Origin of the sequence: Bradyrhizobium sp. WU425, from assembly GCF_021052305.1 — a bacterium.
GTDB lineage: Bacteria > Pseudomonadota > Alphaproteobacteria > Rhizobiales > Xanthobacteraceae > Bradyrhizobium > Bradyrhizobium canariense_D.
Genome location: NZ_CP088089.1, coordinates 4,981,968 through 4,998,491 on the forward strand (window position 1 = coordinate 4,981,968; position 16,524 = coordinate 4,998,491).

Here is a 16,524-nt window from a genome sequence, read left to right on the forward strand (position 1 = left end):
ACACTCGCGTTTGACGCCGTCGTCGCATCTCTTCGTGGCGCTTGCTGCTCTTCACTTTTCTGGATCGCGATATACGAAAGTATCAAATGACTCGCGTCCTGCATTCGGAGGACACGGGAGCTCGGCTCATCACAATGCATTGAGATCGCGGCACGTATCGGCGAGCCTTGTGAAATGGATCACACGGCGTCGTCACCGCCATTCGTTCGATGCGCGAATGGAACGGCAAAGCCGGTGGCGATCTTGACCAAGTCGGCCTGCCTGCCGGTGCCGGTCTTCTCGAACAGGCGACCGAGATGCGTCTTCACCGTCGTTTCGGCGATGCCGAGCTTTGCCGCAATGTCGGGAACACCGCCAATCTCGATGATGGCCATTAAAACGCGCAGTTCGGACGGTGTCAGCCTGAAGGCCGCCGCAATCGCATCAGCCGCGAGCCATGTCGCCGCCGATGCCTTCTGAACGAACAGCACCGTGGCTGCAGCATCTCGCGATGGAGTGCGACAGCGCTTCAAGGGAAAGGCGTGGAGCAGATAGTGCTGTCCATCAACTGATGTCGCAAGCTCGATCTGGCGGCGGGCAGCGGAACGAGTTTCGCTGCCTGAATCGATTTCGCACAGGCCGCGGAATATTTTATCAGTCTGGGTGTTGCGGGCCACGATCCGGTCGCCGACCATTGCGAGCAGGCTGGCATCGGCGAACAGCCCGCGGCATGCTGCGTTGGCATGCACGACGCGGCCATCTGCGTCGAGCAGGCAGATCGCCGTGCTCAGCCCATCCAAGACCTCGGCAAGGTCGTCCACGGTATGCGAGCGTGCCCTGATCTGTCGGCCCATGATCCTGGAGCGCTGAAGGTGCGGAGCCAGCAGCCGCACGCGCTCACGCATCGGCTCGTCAACCATTCCGCGCGACCGGTGGCGCAACACCTGCAGGATTGTGGTGCGCGTGTCCGACTTCTCGAGGGCAATGGTTGCAAGGTCTATCGCTCCTTGCGGTTCCACCCACTCGCGATAGAAGCTCGTTGCCAGAAAATCCGCCTGAGGCATGATGTCGGCTACGCCGATCGTCTGCTCCGCCGCGAGCGTAAAATGGCGATCGAGTAGAGGGTCCAGCTCCACATATCGGTCGCGATAAAGCTGGCGGAAGCGGGATTCGGTGCCAAAATGCTCGTGGATCTCGATCGAGAGCCTGGCTCTGTCCCTGGACAGGATGGTCGCGGCACATCCGCCGACGAAATGCGAAACCTGTTCCAGCACCCCGCTGCGCAGTGCGGGATCGACCGCGGCGTCGTAGATCTCGCCGACAAGGGACGAGAATCGATTTGCGTGGAGGATTGTCATCGGCCGGACGACGCAATCTGCGTATGGCTCGGGCGTGCGAGAAAGATCGCGATCCGGGGACTGGCGAAGGAGACGGGCCGTCCAATGGCCGCCTTCGACGGGGAGAAAACGTTGCAACGAAATGCTGGAATATCGAACATCGTCCTTGCGTAACGTCAACCGCAGGATGCGGCTTGGACGTTTTCGCCAAAGACTAGGATAAATGCGAACAGCGCGCGGACTATATGCGATGCGTCACGCGTGCGATGAGTCAGACACCGGCGCGCACCGCAGAACCGTGTCGCCACCGATCTCGCCGGCCTCGCATTCGGTTCCGGCAGTTTACTTGCGATTCTCCTCGCAGAACTTCAGCGCCGCCAGCGCTTCGCCGGCACGCGGCACCTGCATCTCGATGCTGTCATCGTCATCGTCCTCGAAATCGAGCGAGAGACGCTTGGCCTTGGACAGCCGGTCCATCATGGACTGATCGTATTCGAAGATGCCGCGCACGGTGGTCTTGTCCATGACCTCCCACTTCGCCTTCTTCATGATATCGGCGTCGTCGGTGCCGACATCGGCCCGGAGGATCTCGCCGACCTTGTCCCACTCCCAACCGTCATAGATCATCACGATCACGATCGCCTTCTCGGAATGGGTGATGACGATGACGTAGTCCCGGTTCTCGTCTTCCTTGTCCTTGTAGCCGCGGCTCGCATTGCAATGCGCGTCCTGCGTACGCTTTTCGATGGTCCAGTCGCCGACCTTGGATTGTTGCGCCTGCACCGGTCTTGCGGTCAAAGCGACTGCGCTCAAGGCGCCTGCCAGGAGCCCGGCGGCGAGAAGATATCGTTTCATGTCAGCCTCCAGCGTGTTCCCTGGACTGAGATGACCACCTCTGCCGGTGACCCGCAAGGGCTTCAGGCGGTTCGCCGCGGCACGATCGCGATCGGGGTGAAGGTGTAAACCTCCTCGCCGTTCTGATTGAACATCGTCCATTTCACCAGTGCGATGCCCTGCGGCTTCGACTTCGATGGCGTCAGGCTCATGACCTCCCCGACCAGATGCAGGCGGTCGCCGGGCCGCACCGGGATGGTCCAGCGCAGCCCGTCGACGCCGGCGCCGATCAACGGATGCGGGCCGAACGGGCGGGTCTGGATCGCGAGGCTCATGGCAATCGCGGCGGTGTGCCATCCCGAGGCAGCGAGACCCCTGAACAGGGTCTGCTTGGCGGCTTCGTGGTCGAGATGCATCGGCTGCGGATCGAACTCGGCCGCGAACCGCTTGATGTCGGCCTCGGTGACGTGAACTTCGGGGGATTTGAACTGCATTCCAATGGTGAGATCGTCGAACCACTCGACCTGCGCCATGATTTCGCCTCGCAATGTGATGCGCCGCCTCGCGGCTAATGGGATTGAGCAAGAGCGGGATGTAGCGGCTCCGCAGCGCACAAACCAGCCCGGGGTTCCCCAAGAAACCCGTTTCCAGATGCGACGAAACACGCCTGAAACAGATGGTCGGTTATCTCGTTGTCAAAAGCATACAGGGACGGCCACCATGCAATTCTTCCTCAACCTGATCTGGGATTATTCCTGCTGTCAGCACCTCGTCTCCCTGCCGCCGCAGGAGGACGAGTTATGATCGAGCTGATCTCAGCCTTGCTCGCGCTTTGCAGCGTCGGCGTTTTTGCAGCGCACGCGGTGGATGCCTATCGCTCCACCCATTACTGATAGCCACGCCCTAGAACGGCCGTCGGTAGAAGTGCTCCGAATGCGTCGCTGGCGGAAACCTGTTGGCGAGCGCGAGAGCTCCCCTTTCGTCGGTTTCGAGCGCGATCTTCTGTGCGAGCATCACGTCGCCGGGAACGAGAAAGCCTGACGGGACGAAGCACCACCCCATCGTCGCATTTCCGGCCTCGTCGATCTCATGGACGTTGGCGGCGGTGCCATAATGGATGCGATAGGTCTTGCCGGTATCGCCGCCGACGACATCGAAATACCGGTGCTGCTCGAATTGGGCGCGCTGCGCCGGTGACAGCCATTCGGCCAGGAGCCGGCGACCGCGAGCATCCGGCGTGTTCTCGCCGAAGAAGCGCCGATAGAGTTCGCGGAGCGCATGCAGACGCGCACGCGCCGGCCCACGGAGCCAAACTGCCGCGATCATGAGCAGCTCAGATCAACCGCCGACTAGGCGGGGATAGAACAGCGTTTCCTGCGCGGTCGGGTCAAACGATCGGATCCGGGTGACTTCGCCAGGTCCGGTTCGCAGCGCGGCCGTGAAGCCCGCTCCGGTCAGCTCCCGAAAGCGCCGCTCGGCTCGCGCCAGCGCTTCGGCATTGCCAGGATCAAACTCGTGGCGCGTGTCGCCAGTCTGGTCCATCACGATCTGGGTTGCCATGTTGAGTCTCCTCATGCCCAGCCCTGTTCGATCAAAGCAAACCTCGTGCCGTCGGTTCCAGTTGGCAACAACTTTCTCTTGCCGGCGCATCACGCCTTGCTGAGCAGGAGCGTTCTCAAGCGAAGTGGATGCCGGTTCGCATAAAGCAAACGCGCCAAAACCAAGAAGCTTGAGCCCCTTCGAAACGCGGCTCTGTCAGCGCGAGGCGGCCGTACCTCCGCCCTCGTCGATCTGCCGTCCCATCAGGGCGATCGCTTTCTGATAAACGCCGGCGGCATTCCAGGCTTCAATGGCAGCGAAATTCGGCTCGCCCGGCTGGTAACCCGCTCCTGCACGCCAGCCATGGGCCTTGAGGAAATTCGCCGTCGAGTTCAGCGCATTGCCGGCAACTTCGAGATTGCCGGTGCCGTAGGCCAGGATGTTCTTGGGCATGAACTGGGTCTGACCGACTTCGCCGTGCATCGAGCCGCGGGTTGCCCCCGACAGCGTGCCGCGATCGATCAGCTTCAGCGCCGCATAGAGCTGCTCAGTGAAGAATTCGGGACGGCGGCAGTCATAGGCGAGCGTCGCGATCGAAGAGAGCATGTTCTGGTTGCCGCGCTGGCTGCCGAACCCGGTCTCCATGCCCCAGATCGCGATCAGCGGCCCCGGCGGGACGCCATAGCGCTGCTGGATCGAGGTGAACAAGGCGGCTTGCGACTGCTTGAGCTGGCGACCCTTGGCAACGATGGTGGTGGCGCCGCGCTTGGCGAGGAATTGGTCGAGCGTCAGCGAGAAGCTGCGCTGGCCACGGTCGGCCGCGATGGTGGCACTGGCGTAATTGGTCTGCATTAGCGCCGAGAGCGCAGTCTGGCCGACGCCCTTGCCCTGCGCCTCCGCGCTGAACTCGCGCTTCCAGGCCTCGAAGCCGGCCGACGAACTGCCGCATTGCGCGGCGTGGGCGGCGGGCGCCAGGCAGCCGAGCAGCGTCATCGCCCCAAAAACCGCCGCAGCTACAGTTCTGCCCCTGATCATGTCCGACGTCCTCTCCCTGGGTGATCCAATGCCCGAGCTTACCCGGACGAAGGCGCCGGCTCCAGGGCGTGATCATACGACAGTTCCAGTCCATCCAAATTGCCCTCCTGGCGCCACTTGTCCAGCAGCCGCAGGAATGCCACCGGCCCGCGCCAATACTGGCTGTTTCTCGCCGCGATCGGATCGAACACGCCTTCATTGTTGTAATAGCCGGGCGTGCATTCGGCGAGATAGGTCTGGCGGCCGAGCGCAGCTTTGACCACCTCCTCGACCCAGGCGTTCTCGGCATCGAGCGTCGGCTCCAGCGTCCGGGCTTTGCGCTTGCGCGCCTCGGCTATCACATAGGCGATGTGCTGCGACTGCTCGTCGATGATGTGCGGGAAGTTGGCGCTCTGGCCGGCCTGCACCATGACGATCAGGAAGCAATTCGGGAAGCCGCGACTGTAGAAGCCGTGCAGCGTCTTGACGCCATCGCGCCAGCGCGCCGACAGGCTCACGCCGTCACGGCCGTAGACCTCAAAGCCCATGCGGCGGGCGTAGTCGGTGCCGACCTCGAAGCCGCTGGCATAGATCAGGCAGTCGAGCTCATAAGCCCTGCCGTCGACCACGACCGCGTTCTCGGTGATGCGCTCGACGCCCTGTCCCCTGGTGTCGACGAGATGCACGTTGGGACGATTGAAGGTGTCGAGATATTCGTCGTGGAAACACGGCCGTTTGCAGAATGCCTTGTACCAGGGTTTCAACGCCGAAGCCGTCGCCTCATCCTTGACGATCGCATCGACGCGCGCTCGGATCTCTTCCATCTTGCGATAATCGGCCTGCTCGATGACCTTGAGCGCCTCCTCGATCGAAGTCACCGGCTGCGGCTGGCGGCGCGGCGCCAGCAGGATCTCGCCGAGCAGGCCGGTCCAGCCGTCCTGCACCAGATCCTGTTCGAATGGCTCGCCCGAGATCACGGCGGTGAAATTGTCCATGCGTTCGCGCTGCCAGCCGGGCCTGAGCCCCTGCGCCCAGCTCTGATCCGTCGGGCGGTCGTCGCGCACGCCGATCGCCGACGGCGTACGCTGGAAGACGTAGAGCTCCTTGGCCGAGCGGCCGAGATGCGGCACACATTGCACGGCGGTGGCCCCGGTGCCGATGATACCGACGCGTTTGTCGCCAAGACCACTAAGATCACCTTCGGCCGTGCCGCCGGTGTAGGCGTAATCCCAGCGGCTGGTGTGGAAGCTGTGTCCCTTGAAGCTTTCGATACCGGGAATGCCCGGCAGCTTCGGACGGCTCAGCGGGCCGCCAGCAAGGATGACGAAGCGCGCGCGGATGCAATCACCGCGATCTGTCTCGACCAGCCAGCGTGCCTCCTGCTCCCGCCATTCCATGTGGGTGATGACGGTCTGAAACAGCGCGCGCTCATAGAGGCCGAAATGACGGCCGACGCGGCGCGAATGCTCGTAGATCTCGGGGGCTCGCGCATATTTGCGCACCGGCATGTAGCCGGTCTCTTCCAGCAACGGCAGGTAGATGTAGCTCTCGGTATCGCAGGCCGCGCCAGGGTAGCGATTCCAGTACCAGGTGCCGCCGAAATCGGCTGCCTTTTCCACGACCCGGAAATCATCGATGCCAGCTTCGCGCAGTCGCGCGCCGCACAGAAGGCCGCCGAAGCCGCCGCCCACGATCAGCACCTCGGTCTGTTCGCTGACGGCCTCGCGGGCAAATCCGGAATTGGCCCAGGGATCGTCGAGATAGCGCCCGAACTCGCCGGTCACTTCGACATATTGCGCCTTGCCTTCGGCGCGCAGGCGGCGATCGCGCTCGTCGCGATAGCGCGCACGGAGTGCGGCAATGTCGATTGTAGATTCGCCGGCTGCACCGGTCTTGTGTCTTTCCGCTGTCATCCGTTTCCTCCCCCGGCGGACACTGCTTCGCCGGCAGCTCGCATCACTTAGCCCTGAAAAAGTGACGCATGCAATCGCGTCTCTCGCTTTTTGCGTGAACGTCGCGTGGCGTTCCGCTAACCTCAAGCGCACATCACAAGCGTACGTCATGCAGCGACATGGCGGTCCGGAGGAGACGATGCAGGGATTGATGATGGATATGCCGCTCCTGATCAGCGGCCTGATCCAGTATGCCGCCGACTATCACGGCGAGGCTGAGGTCGTCGCTCGCGAGATCGAAGGCGACATCCATCGCTATACCTATGCCGACGCCCATCCGCGCATCAAGCGCATGGCGTTGGCGCTCAAGAGGCTCGGCATGATGTCCGGTGACCGCGTCGGCACGCTGGCCTGGAATACGCACCGGCATTTCGAGATGTTCTACGCCGCGCCGGGCATGGGATATGTGCTGCACACCATCAACCCGCGGCTGTTTCCCGAACAACTCGTCTACATCGTCAATCATGCCGAGGACCGGCTGCTGTTCATCGACCGTGCCACGCTGCCGATCGTGGAGGCGATCGCGCCGCAGCTCACATCGATCGAAGCCTATGTCGTGATGTGCTCGCGCGAGCGGATGCCGCAGACCAAGCTTGCCAACGTGCATTGCTACGAGGAGCTGCTGGAGAACGAGAACGACGCCGGCTTCGCCTGGCCGGAGTTCGACGAAAAATCGGCGTCCACCATCTGCTACACCTCCGGCACGACGGGCAATCCGAAGGGCGTGATCTATTCGCACCGCGCCGCGATCCTGCAGACCATGGTCTCCTGCAATTTCGACTTCCTGCCCGGGCACCTGGAAGGCGTGCGCGAGGTGATGATGCCGATGGCGCCGCTGTTCCACGGTAACGGCTGGAACATGCCGTTCACCGCGCCCTATACCGGCTCGAAGCTGGTGCTGCCCGGTCGCAATTACGAGCCCGACAAGCTTTATGAACTGCTCGAAGGCGAGAAGGTGACGCTGTCGGCGGGCGTACCGAGCTTCTGGCTGATCCTGCTCGACTGGCTCGGGCGCACCGGCAACAGGTTCTCGACACTTCGTGCAACATTGTCGTCGGGCTCGGCGCCGCCGCGCGCTATGGTCGAGAAGCTCAAGCGCGAATATGACATCGACTACGTCCAGGCCTGGGGCATGACTGAAGCCTTGGGCTGCTCGATGCCGGGCTTGCGGCCAGGCTCCGAGCATCTCGACGACAAGGAGAAGTTCGAGCGCCGCCAGGTGTCCGGCCGCGCCTGTTTCGGCACCGCCTTGCGCATCGTCGACGACGGCGGCAACGAGCTGCCGCGTGACGGCAAGAGCGTCGGCCATCTGCGCGCGCGGGGACCGTGGGTTGCGTCCGGCTACATGAAACTCGACGAAGGCCTCGACCGCGACGGCTGGCTGATCACCGGCGACATGGCCGTAATCGACCCCCAGGGCCACGTCACGCTGACCGACCGCTCCAAGGACGTGATCAAGTCCGGCGGCGAATGGATCTCCTCGATCCAACTCGAGGACGTGGCCTTGTCTCACCCCGATGTGCTGCAAGCCGCCGTGGTCGCGATCAACCATGAGAAATGGCAGGAGCGGCCGCTGCTCCTCGTCGTCCGCAAAAAGGGCGCGACCGTCGACGGCAAGACGTTGCTCGACCACATGCGTCCGAAAATCGCGAGCTGGTGGATGCCTGACGCCGTCGAATTTCTGGACGAATTCCCGATGACCGGCACCGGCAAGGTGCTCAAATCGGCCCTGCGCGAGAAATTCAGAGAGTATCGCGTCGCTTGAGCCGACCGCGCATCGCCCCGCCCATCGATCGAGGAGGCCAAAGATGCTCTACCCGATGTCCCCCAAAGTCGTCGAGCTCAAGCGCAAGCTCGACAGTTTCATGGATCGGCACATCTATCCTAATGAGGAGCGCTTTTATCGCGAGGCGGAGGAGCTGGGTCCCTGGAAGTCTATCCGGTCGTCGAGGAGCTGAAGCCGCTGGCGCGCGCCGAAGGCCTCTGGAATCTGTTCCTGCCGGACTCCGGCCACGGTGCCGGCCTGACCAATCTCGAATATGCCCCGCTCTGCGAGGTCATGGGCCGCTCGCATCTCGCACCCGAAGTCTTCAACTGTTCGGCGCCCGACACGGGCAACATGGAGGTGCTGGAGCGCTATGGCACGAAGGAGGACAAGGAGCGCTGGCTGAAGCCGCTGCTCGCAGGCGAAATCCGCTCCTGCTTCGCCATGACCGAGCCTGCCGTCGCCTCATCCGATGCGACCAACATCGAAAGCTCGATCGTTCGCGAGGGCGACCATTACGTCATCAACGGCCGCAAATGGTACACCACCAATGCGACCGACCCGCGCTGCAAGATCTGCATCTTCATGGGCAAGACCGATCCCGACAATGCTGACCGCCACAAGCAGCAATCCATGATCCTGGTGCCGATGGACACTGCGGGCGTCGAGGTCAAGCGCCCCCTGCCCGTGTTCGGCTTCTATGGTGTGCCCGACCGTGCCTCTGAGGTCGTCTTCACCGATGTGCGCGTGCCCAAAGAGAACATGCTGCTCGGCGAGGGCCGCGGCTTCGAGATCGCGCAGGGACGCCTCGGCCCGGGGCGCATCCACCATTGCATGCGGCTGATCGGGCTCTCCGAGCGCACGCTGGAGAAGATGTGCCGGAGGGTGCGCAGCCGCATCGCCTTCGGCAAGCCGGTCTCCGAGCAGACGGTGACGCAGGAACGCATTGCAGAAGCCCGGATCATGATCGAGCAGGCGCGGCTGCTGACGCTCAACGCCGCCTACGCGATGGACACCGTCGGCAACAAGGTGGCGAAAGCGGAGATCGCGATGATCAAGGTCGCCGTGCCCAACATGGCCTGCCAGATCATCGACTGGGCGATCCAGGCCCACGGCGGCGGCGGCACGTCGAACGATTTCGGATTAACCCAGGCCTATGCGACCGCGCGCTTGCTGCGGCTTGCGGATGGGCCGGACGAGGTGCACAGGAACCAGATCGCGCGGTTCGAGCTGAAGAAATATTCGAATGCGTAGGACGAAGCATTCCGCTCGTGCGGCTCGCTCTCTTTCCTTCTCCCCTTGCGGGAGAAGGTGGCGCGAAGCGCCGGATGAGGGGTCTGCTTCCGCGGAGACAAACCCCTCACCCCAGTGAGTCTGCATCAACCAGCGGAGCTGCCCTCTCCCGCAAGGGGCGAGGGCACGCTGACACGCAGCCCGATTACAACCAGCGCCGTGGCGCCCTCACTCAATTCACCACGTACACATCGGGATCGAAGCTGGAGCTCGGCTTCTTGAAGGCGTTGCGCAAGGCGCCCGACATCGGGACGTTGTAGTTGAGGCCGTTCGGCGGAGTCGGCGATTCCAGCCACTTCTTGTAGAGGACCTCGATCTCCTGGCTGGCGTACAGCTCCGCAGTCGCGCGATCGGCGAGCGCCTTGAATGGAGCGTCCTCTCGCCGCAACATGATCCCGTAAGGCTCGGGCTTCGAGAACGTCTCCTCACTGATCATGAAGAGCTGTGGTTCCTTCGAGCGCGCGATCGCCACCGCGAGCTGCACGTCGTCGAGCGCGTAGGCCTGGGCGCGATCGGTTTCCAGCAGCAGGAAGGCTTCGGCCTGGTCCTTGGCCGGCATCACATTGATGCCCAGATTGCGCTCGGTGTTGACCTTGGCGAGCTGTGTCAGGTTGACCGAGCCGGCCACCGCCGTCACCGCTCTGCCCTTGAGATCGTCGATGGTGTTGATCTTTGCGGCTTTCTTGGCCGCAAATCGCGTTGCGCTGAGGAAGTGCGTGTTGGTGAAGGCGACCTGCTTCTGGCGATCGGCATTGTTGGTGGTCGCCGAGCAATGCAGGTCGAGCGTCCCGTTGACCATTAGCGGAATCCGGTTCGACGACGTCACGGCGAGGGTGTCGACGGCGATGTCGGGCATACCGAGCTGCTTCTTCACGGCATCCACGATCCTGAGGCAGATATCCATGGCAAAGCCGACCGGCTTCTGGTTGCCGTCGAGATAGCTGAACGGGACCGAGGCCTCCTGGTAGCCCAGCGTGATCTTCTTGGTCTCTTTGACCTTCTGAAGCGTACCCGACAGGTCTTCGGCGGAGGCGGCAGTTGCAAGGCATGTGAGGGCCAGGACAACGGTGGGTAAACGCATCGGGAACTCCTCGAGGAGGCTTGCGCCCCCATGCCGGGCGCAGCAATCGCACCGTTGATAGCGCAGGCGCGCGGCAGCCGCCACACGAGCTTGCATCTATCAGGTATCGCGGCTTGCGATATGGTGGACCGGCCTTTTGTCCCCCTGGAGTCGGGGCGCTCAAGCGCCAGGATGGCTGTTACGCGTCGATGCCGCGCTGGACCAGGATCCGCTCGGCGCTGTCGTTCCAGACGTCCATCTTGGTGATCTGGCCATTCCGCACCACGAAGCGGTCGACATAGCGGTTGCCCTCGAACGCGGACCCATCCATCCATTCGCCGTAGAGCGTGCCGACGCTATAGACCACGGTCTCGCCGTCGCCGGGGCAGACGTCGAAACGGTCCATCTTCTTCTTGACCCAGCGGTAGCGCTTGGCGTTGAAAGCGGTCGGGCCGCGCGGATGATCGAACTCGCGCCCACCGGTAAAGGTGATCACCGTGCCCGGCGCCATATAGGCAGCCGCGGCGTCCGGATCGGGGATCATCGACGCCGTGAGATAGGCTTCCACGATCTCGGCGTCGGACGACGGACCGGCTTCGGCTTTTGCGGCAGCGGACATGGCTCATTCTCCAGGGCTTGCGGAATACTAACGCCGCTCTCGGGGAATACGTGCATATATTTTGAACATTTCCGTCGCTACACTGCCGACAATCTGGAGCCGCCAAACGCGGCCGAATGCACTAAATTCCTTCCGCAAGAGCCATGACCGCCCAATCCGCCTTTGACCTTATCTTTCGCAACGCCTTGCTGCGTGGTGCCGCCGACCCGATGGACATCGGCGTCACGCGCGGCCGGATCACCGCCATCGAACCGACGCTCGCTTGCGAGGCTGCCGAAGTCGATGTCGGCGGACGCCTCGCCCTGCCCGGCTTCGTCGACAGCCACATCCATCTCGACAAGGCCTGCCTGCTCGGCCGCTGCGGGCATGATCACGGCAGCGTCTCCGAAGCGATCCGCGCCGTCTCCGAGATGAAGAAGGGTTTCTCGGTCGAGGACGTCTACGCGCGCGGCGCCCGGGTACTCGAACGTGCTATCGTCCACGGCACCACGCGCATGCGAACCCACGTCGAGATCGATCCCCGCATCGGATTGCGCGGCTTCGAGGCGGTGAAGGCGCTGAAGCGTGACTATGCCTGGGCGATCGACCTGTCGCTCTGTGTCTTTCCGCAGGAAGGCCTCACCAACGATCCCGGCAGCGAGGAGCTTCTGATCCAGGCGCTGCGCGATGGTGGGGAGGTGATCGGCGGCTGCCCCTACACGGACACCGACCCGAACGCCCATCTCGCACGCATCTTCGACCTCGCCGAGGCGTTCGACCTGGACGTCGATCTCCATCTCGATTTCGATCTCGATCCCTCCTGGTGGCACCTCGACGAGGTCTGCCGGCAGACCGAGCGGCGCAAATATGGGGGGCGCGTGGCAATCGGCCACGCCACGAAACTCTCCGCACTGCCACCGGAGCGGCTGAGGGCCGCCACCGCGCAGCTGGCCAAGGCTGGCGTTGCCGTCACCGTGCTGCCGGCAACCGATCTGTACCTGATGGGGCGGGAAGCGACCCACAACGCGCCACGCGGGCTGACGCTCGCCCACAAGCTCGCCGCCGACGGCGTGCTGTGCTCGATCGCGACCAACAACGTGCTCAATCCCTTCACGCCGTTCGGCGATGCCTCACTGCTGCGAATGGCGAATTTCTACGCCAACGTCGCGCATGCCTCGGTGAACGACTTCGATACCTGCCTTGATCTCGTGACCGAGCTGCCGGCGCGGCTGATGAACCTTGGGGATTACGGCATCAAGGTCGGAAACCCCGCCGATCTCATCGTGCTCGATACGCAAGACAGCCGCTTCGCCGTCGCCGAGCTGCCGGATGTCGTAATGGGCTTCAAGAGCTGCCGGCAGACTTTTGCGCGGCAACGGCCCACTGTGTTCCGCCCCGGCTCCTGAGCCGCTCTGGACGCATATCTGCATTGAAGCGGGGCGAATTGCCGCGTTTTTTCCGTTAGATGTTACCGTCGATCGTTCTCATGTTCCGAATCCGGTAGAATACCGGATAGTCGATCCGCGCTGATTGCCGATAGCTGAGCATATTGCCAGTCCCGCGGTGCCGTTGAAAGCAGAACCTGCACTGAAGTCTGCATTCAACGGGGAAGCATCGACATGTTCAGCGCATTCAGCAGCATCGACCATCACGCCATTCGAGCGAGAACGCCCGGCGAGGCCGCTATAAAACGGCTCGACGGCATCGGGCATGTCCTGTCAAACCTCGATCTGGTGAGCATCCGGACCCAAGATGACTTGACGCGCATGCTCCTGACGCTCGATACCGCCGACAAGTGTATTCGATCGATCCGCGCAGAATTCCGGACCGAAGTCGCGAACGATCGGCTGGCCCGCAAGGCCGAAGACCTGATGGCGCTGATCGAACGCACCCGCGACGAACTCACTGGCTCTCGCACGGCGAAGTCCTGAGCAGGAGCCGCCCTATTTCTCGCGATTGATCTTCGCCAGGATTCGGTCCGCCTCGGTGCGCCAGTCAGCGTTGCGGGCGAACTCCTTGGTACCCTTCGTTCCGAACAGGCCCTCGTCGGCGAGGTCCGCCACCCAGGCCTGCCGCTCGGCGGTGCCCTGCGCGGACCACGGCGTCAGCCCCGCTTCACGCACGGTCTCGGCGACCTCGCGTACTTCCTCGGCGCGGCGGCGGCCATGCTCGATCACACGCTGGAAGCAATAAGCACCCTGCTTCTCCCAATCGATCATGGGAAAGGTTTCCGCCAGCGAAGCCAGTACCGCATCCTCGACGCCATAGGCGCGCGCGGTAGTGAAGCTTTCGATCACCATGGCCTCCAGGCCCTTGATCATGATGCTGCGACACATCTTCACCGCCGATGAAACCCCGAGCTTGTCGCCCGCAACCTTGGCCGCAAAACCCATCCCGTTCAAAAGCGGCTCCAGCTCCCTGGCCCCGGGACCGCCGAGCAGCAGCGGCACCTTGATGCGATAAGGCGGCACCGACGTCATAACCGCGCCCTCGACATAACGTCCGGCGGCGCCATCAATCAGCGCGGCAGCGCGCTGCTTGGCGGCGGGAGACGCCGAATTGAAATCCAGGAACCAGGTGCCCTGATTGATCGCGGCCGCGCAGGCCTTTGCCACCGGCACGGCCTGGCTCGCGGTGACCGCGGAGATGATGAAATCGGACTTGGCGGTCAGCTCGGCGTGCGAGGCTGCGAGCCCCACACCGAATTTTTCAGCATGCTCGTGCAGCCAACCACCCTGCTCGCCCGCGAGCTTGATGTCAAAGGCTGTGACCTTGATGTCCTGCTGGCGCAAATCCTCGGCCAGAATCCTGCCGACCTCGCCATAACCGACCAGCCCGACCTGCCATCGCTTGGGATCGCCCGCCATCAGTTCAGTCCTCGCGTTGTTGCGTCGAACAGGTCCTCAACCGCATAGCGGCGCGGGATCAGCGCCTGCTGGAACGCGTAGTCGACGATCAACTCCAGCGACCTTCTGTTCGCTTCGATTCCGAACGGAACCAGGTCCGGCGTTGCCGCAGGCCCCGCCTGCGCCTTATTTTGCTTGAGGAGATCATAAATGCCCGAAACTACGTCAGGACGCGATTTCGCTAGCTGCTCGGTCACGACCACGAGATGGTTGACCGGCACGACGCCGCGGCGCGCGTACCATATGGCGGCTTCCGCGGCCGGATCGGGGAACAGCGGCCTCAGCTTGGGATCGTTCGAGGCCTCACCAAGGACGACGTCGAGCTCGCCGTCGAGCAGCATCTGAAGGATCTTCTTGTGCTTCGGCGCGCGCTCGGTGGTGTCGACATATTCGGCGACATGCGGGTCTTCGAACGTGACCCAGCGGATCTTGTCGAGGTTGACGCCGTAGTCGTTGGCGAGGATGCCCCTGATCCAGGCGCCGGTCGTGGTCGTGAACGAACGGATGCCGACGCGCTTGCCTTCGAGATCGGACGGCCCGAGAGTTCCCTGCGCAGAACTATAGAGCGCGTAGGAATGCTGAAAGCGGCCGAGCATTGTGGCAGGCAGCAGCACCAAGGGCTTGCCATGCGCCTTCGCCATCAGATAGGTGACGATCGCCATCTCGCAGACGTCGAAGGCTTGCTCGCGCACCATCGGTTTGAACGCAGTGTTGGTCGGCGTGTAATCGATGAAGTCGAGGTCGAAGCGGTTGGAGCGGAGCTCGCCGCTCTTCACCGCCTGGACATGGGGGTGACTGCCGAGCACGGCCTTCAGCTTGAGACGATCCATCGGCCCACTCCGCTGATTGTTTTAGACGTCCTCGGGATTGTCGACATAGACGAGCCCGGCCTTCGCCAAGGCCTCGCGCATGCTGTACATGTCGAGGCCCAGCTCGCCCGAAGCCAGCCGCTTGCGTTTGCCGCCTTCGTCCGCGTTGCGCTTCCTCGCCTTCTCGGCGACCTCGGCCGCGTAGCGCTTCGGCACCGCCACGACGCCGTCGTCATCGGCCACGATGATGTCGCCGGGATCGAGGTTGACGCCGGCGCAGACCACGGGGACATTGACCGAGCCGAGCGTCGCCTTCACCGTGCCCTTGGCCGAGACCGCGCGCGACCACACCGGAAAGTTCATCTCGTGCAGTGCCCTGACGTCGCGGCAGCCGGCATCGATGATCAATCCCTGCACGCCGCGCGCCTGCAGCGAGGTTGCGAGCAGCTCGCCGAACATGCCGTCGGTGTTGTCGGTGGTGCAGCCCACGACGAGGATGTCGCCCTTCGTGCACTGCTCGACCGCGACATGAATCATCCAGTTGTCGCCGGGCTGCGCCAGCACGGTGACGGCGGGGCCGGCGATCGCCGCGCCGGCCCAGACCGGCCGCAGATACGGCTTCATCAGTCCGAGCCGATCATAGGCCTCGTGCACAGTCGAGACGCCGTACTCCGCCATCCCAGCGGGATCGGCACGCTTGATGTTGCGAACGACGACCGGCTTCATGCCAACTCCTCCGCAACCGTCGGAAACAGCCGCTGATAGGCCTCGCCATACGTCATCGGCACACCGGTGTTACGGCTGCCCTGGATGCCGCGATTGAGTGCGACACGTTCGTAATAGCCCCAGAGATGTTTTTGCGCGGCGAGGATCTGGAACGACTCGTACTTCTCCTTCCAGACCTCGTCGATCTTGAGGAGCAGGTCCGGCTTGTAGTTGCATTGCTCCGGCTGGTGCGGCTCGAACAAAAACACCGGCGGGGCCGAATATTTGTACTGCGCGCCGGGCTTGTGGCCCATCGCCTGCGCGACCACGCGGGTTTCCTGCGCGAAATGCGCCGCGTTCGGATGGTCGAAATTATAGGGATCCTCCAGCGCATGCGTCAGCACGAAGCTCGGATTGAGCTCGCGGTAGACGTCGACCATGCGGTCGAAATGCGCCTCGGCGAGCTTCAGCGGATAGTCGCCGCAATCGAAGAACTCGATCTCGGCGCCGAGCAGCTTGGCCGCCCGCTCCGCCTCGTCCTTGCGGCCGGCCTTGACCGATTCCAGCGTCGCACCCTTCTCCTTCCAGGCGAACTGGCTCTCGCCGCGCTCGCCGAAAGACAAGCAGACGATCTTCATGCGGTAGCCCTTCTTCGCATGCAGCGCGATGGCGCCGCCGGCGCGCCAGACGAAATCGCCCGGATGGGCCGTGATCACGAGACCTGTTTTCATGG

16 protein-coding genes and 1 pseudogene are annotated in these 16,524 nt (G+C 63.1%); 4 read left to right on the top strand and 13 right to left on the bottom strand.

Annotated elements, in window-relative coordinates:
• Positions 1-179 precede the first annotated feature (179 nt).
• The 7 genes from BcanWU425_RS24315 to BcanWU425_RS24345 form a co-directional block, all read right to left on the bottom strand.
• Positions 180-1,337 (bottom strand): helix-turn-helix transcriptional regulator, encoded by a 1,158-nt coding sequence (locus tag BcanWU425_RS24315; protein ID WP_204513922.1) that lies wholly within the window; start codon positions 1,335-1,337, stop codon positions 180-182.
• A 321-nt stretch (positions 1,338-1,658) separates the two neighbouring features.
• Positions 1,659-2,171 (bottom strand): hypothetical protein, encoded by a 513-nt coding sequence (locus BcanWU425_RS24320; RefSeq protein WP_204510927.1) that lies wholly within the window; start codon positions 2,169-2,171, stop codon positions 1,659-1,661.
• Positions 2,172-2,233: 62 nt separating this feature from the next.
• Complete coding sequence (locus BcanWU425_RS24325) at positions 2,234-2,683, bottom strand: MaoC family dehydratase (RefSeq protein WP_018459282.1); 450 nt, start codon at positions 2,681-2,683, stop codon at positions 2,234-2,236.
• A gap of 370 nt (positions 2,684-3,053) precedes the next feature.
• Positions 3,054-3,476 (bottom strand): hypothetical protein, encoded by a 423-nt coding sequence (locus tag BcanWU425_RS24330; RefSeq protein ID WP_018459285.1) that lies wholly within the window; start codon positions 3,474-3,476, stop codon positions 3,054-3,056.
• Positions 3,477-3,488: 12 nt separating this feature from the next.
• A complete protein-coding gene (locus BcanWU425_RS24335) occupies positions 3,489-3,710 on the bottom strand; it encodes a hypothetical protein (protein ID WP_007592399.1) in 222 nt (73 codons plus the stop codon).
• A 195-nt stretch (positions 3,711-3,905) separates the two neighbouring features.
• On the bottom strand, positions 3,906-4,724 hold the full coding sequence (locus tag BcanWU425_RS24340) for a lytic murein transglycosylase (protein WP_204510926.1): 819 nt from the start codon (positions 4,722-4,724) through the stop codon (positions 3,906-3,908).
• Positions 4,725-4,762: 38 nt separating this feature from the next.
• Positions 4,763-6,616, bottom strand: a complete 1,854-nt coding sequence (locus BcanWU425_RS24345) for a flavin-containing monooxygenase (protein WP_231188608.1) — start codon at positions 6,614-6,616, stop codon at positions 4,763-4,765.
• 178 nt (positions 6,617-6,794) lie between these two features.
• On the opposite strand from BcanWU425_RS24345, the gene BcanWU425_RS24350 reads away from it, so the two are divergent.
• Both BcanWU425_RS24350 and BcanWU425_RS24355 read left to right on the top strand, forming a co-directional pair.
• The gene (locus tag BcanWU425_RS24350) at positions 6,795-8,420 is read left to right on the top strand and encodes a long-chain fatty acid--CoA ligase (RefSeq protein WP_026233773.1); all 1,626 of its coding nucleotides are present in this window, start codon (positions 6,795-6,797) and stop codon (positions 8,418-8,420) included.
• Positions 8,421-8,463: 43 nt separating this feature from the next.
• Positions 8,464-9,674: pseudogene (locus BcanWU425_RS24355) on the top strand (acyl-CoA dehydrogenase family protein).
• Between the two features lie 211 nt (positions 9,675-9,885).
• Here BcanWU425_RS24355 and BcanWU425_RS24360 read toward each other — a convergent pair.
• Both BcanWU425_RS24360 and BcanWU425_RS24365 read right to left on the bottom strand, forming a co-directional pair.
• Positions 9,886-10,794: an amino acid ABC transporter substrate-binding protein gene (locus BcanWU425_RS24360; protein WP_085352769.1), complete on the bottom strand. Its 909-nt coding sequence runs from the start codon at positions 10,792-10,794 to the stop codon at positions 9,886-9,888.
• A 178-nt stretch (positions 10,795-10,972) separates the two neighbouring features.
• The gene (locus BcanWU425_RS24365) at positions 10,973-11,392 is read right to left on the bottom strand and encodes a nuclear transport factor 2 family protein (RefSeq protein WP_018459291.1); all 420 of its coding nucleotides are present in this window, start codon (positions 11,390-11,392) and stop codon (positions 10,973-10,975) included.
• Positions 11,393-11,535: 143 nt separating this feature from the next.
• On the opposite strand from BcanWU425_RS24365, the gene BcanWU425_RS24370 reads away from it, so the two are divergent.
• Positions 11,536-12,777, top strand: coding sequence for an amidohydrolase family protein (locus BcanWU425_RS24370; RefSeq protein WP_204510924.1), 1,242 nt, complete (start codon positions 11,536-11,538; stop codon positions 12,775-12,777).
• A 213-nt stretch (positions 12,778-12,990) separates the two neighbouring features.
• A complete protein-coding gene (locus BcanWU425_RS24375) occupies positions 12,991-13,302 on the top strand; it encodes a hypothetical protein (protein WP_204510923.1) in 312 nt (103 codons plus the stop codon).
• A 12-nt stretch (positions 13,303-13,314) separates the two neighbouring features.
• Here the strand turns inward: BcanWU425_RS24375 and BcanWU425_RS24380 are convergent, their stop codons facing one another.
• The 4 genes from BcanWU425_RS24380 to BcanWU425_RS24395 are packed head-to-tail and all read right to left on the bottom strand — an operon-like array spanning position 13,315 to position 16,522.
• Positions 13,315-14,238, bottom strand: coding sequence for an NAD(P)-dependent oxidoreductase (locus BcanWU425_RS24380; RefSeq protein WP_204510922.1), 924 nt, complete (start codon positions 14,236-14,238; stop codon positions 13,315-13,317).
• Positions 14,238-15,107 carry an ABC transporter substrate-binding protein gene (locus BcanWU425_RS24385; protein WP_085395883.1) on the bottom strand — a complete coding sequence of 290 codons (870 nt, stop codon included), beginning with the start codon at positions 15,105-15,107 and terminating at the stop codon, positions 14,238-14,240. Before BcanWU425_RS24385 ends, BcanWU425_RS24380 begins: the two co-directional genes overlap by 1 nt.
• Positions 15,108-15,128: 21 nt before the next feature.
• Positions 15,129-15,812, bottom strand: coding sequence for a 4-carboxy-4-hydroxy-2-oxoadipate aldolase/oxaloacetate decarboxylase (locus BcanWU425_RS24390; RefSeq protein ID WP_204510921.1), 684 nt, complete (start codon positions 15,810-15,812; stop codon positions 15,129-15,131).
• A complete protein-coding gene (locus tag BcanWU425_RS24395) occupies positions 15,809-16,522 on the bottom strand; it encodes a PIG-L deacetylase family protein (RefSeq protein WP_204510920.1) in 714 nt (237 codons plus the stop codon). The genes BcanWU425_RS24390 and BcanWU425_RS24395 overlap by 4 nt, the downstream gene beginning before the upstream one ends.
• Positions 16,523-16,524: the final 2 nt, after the last annotated feature.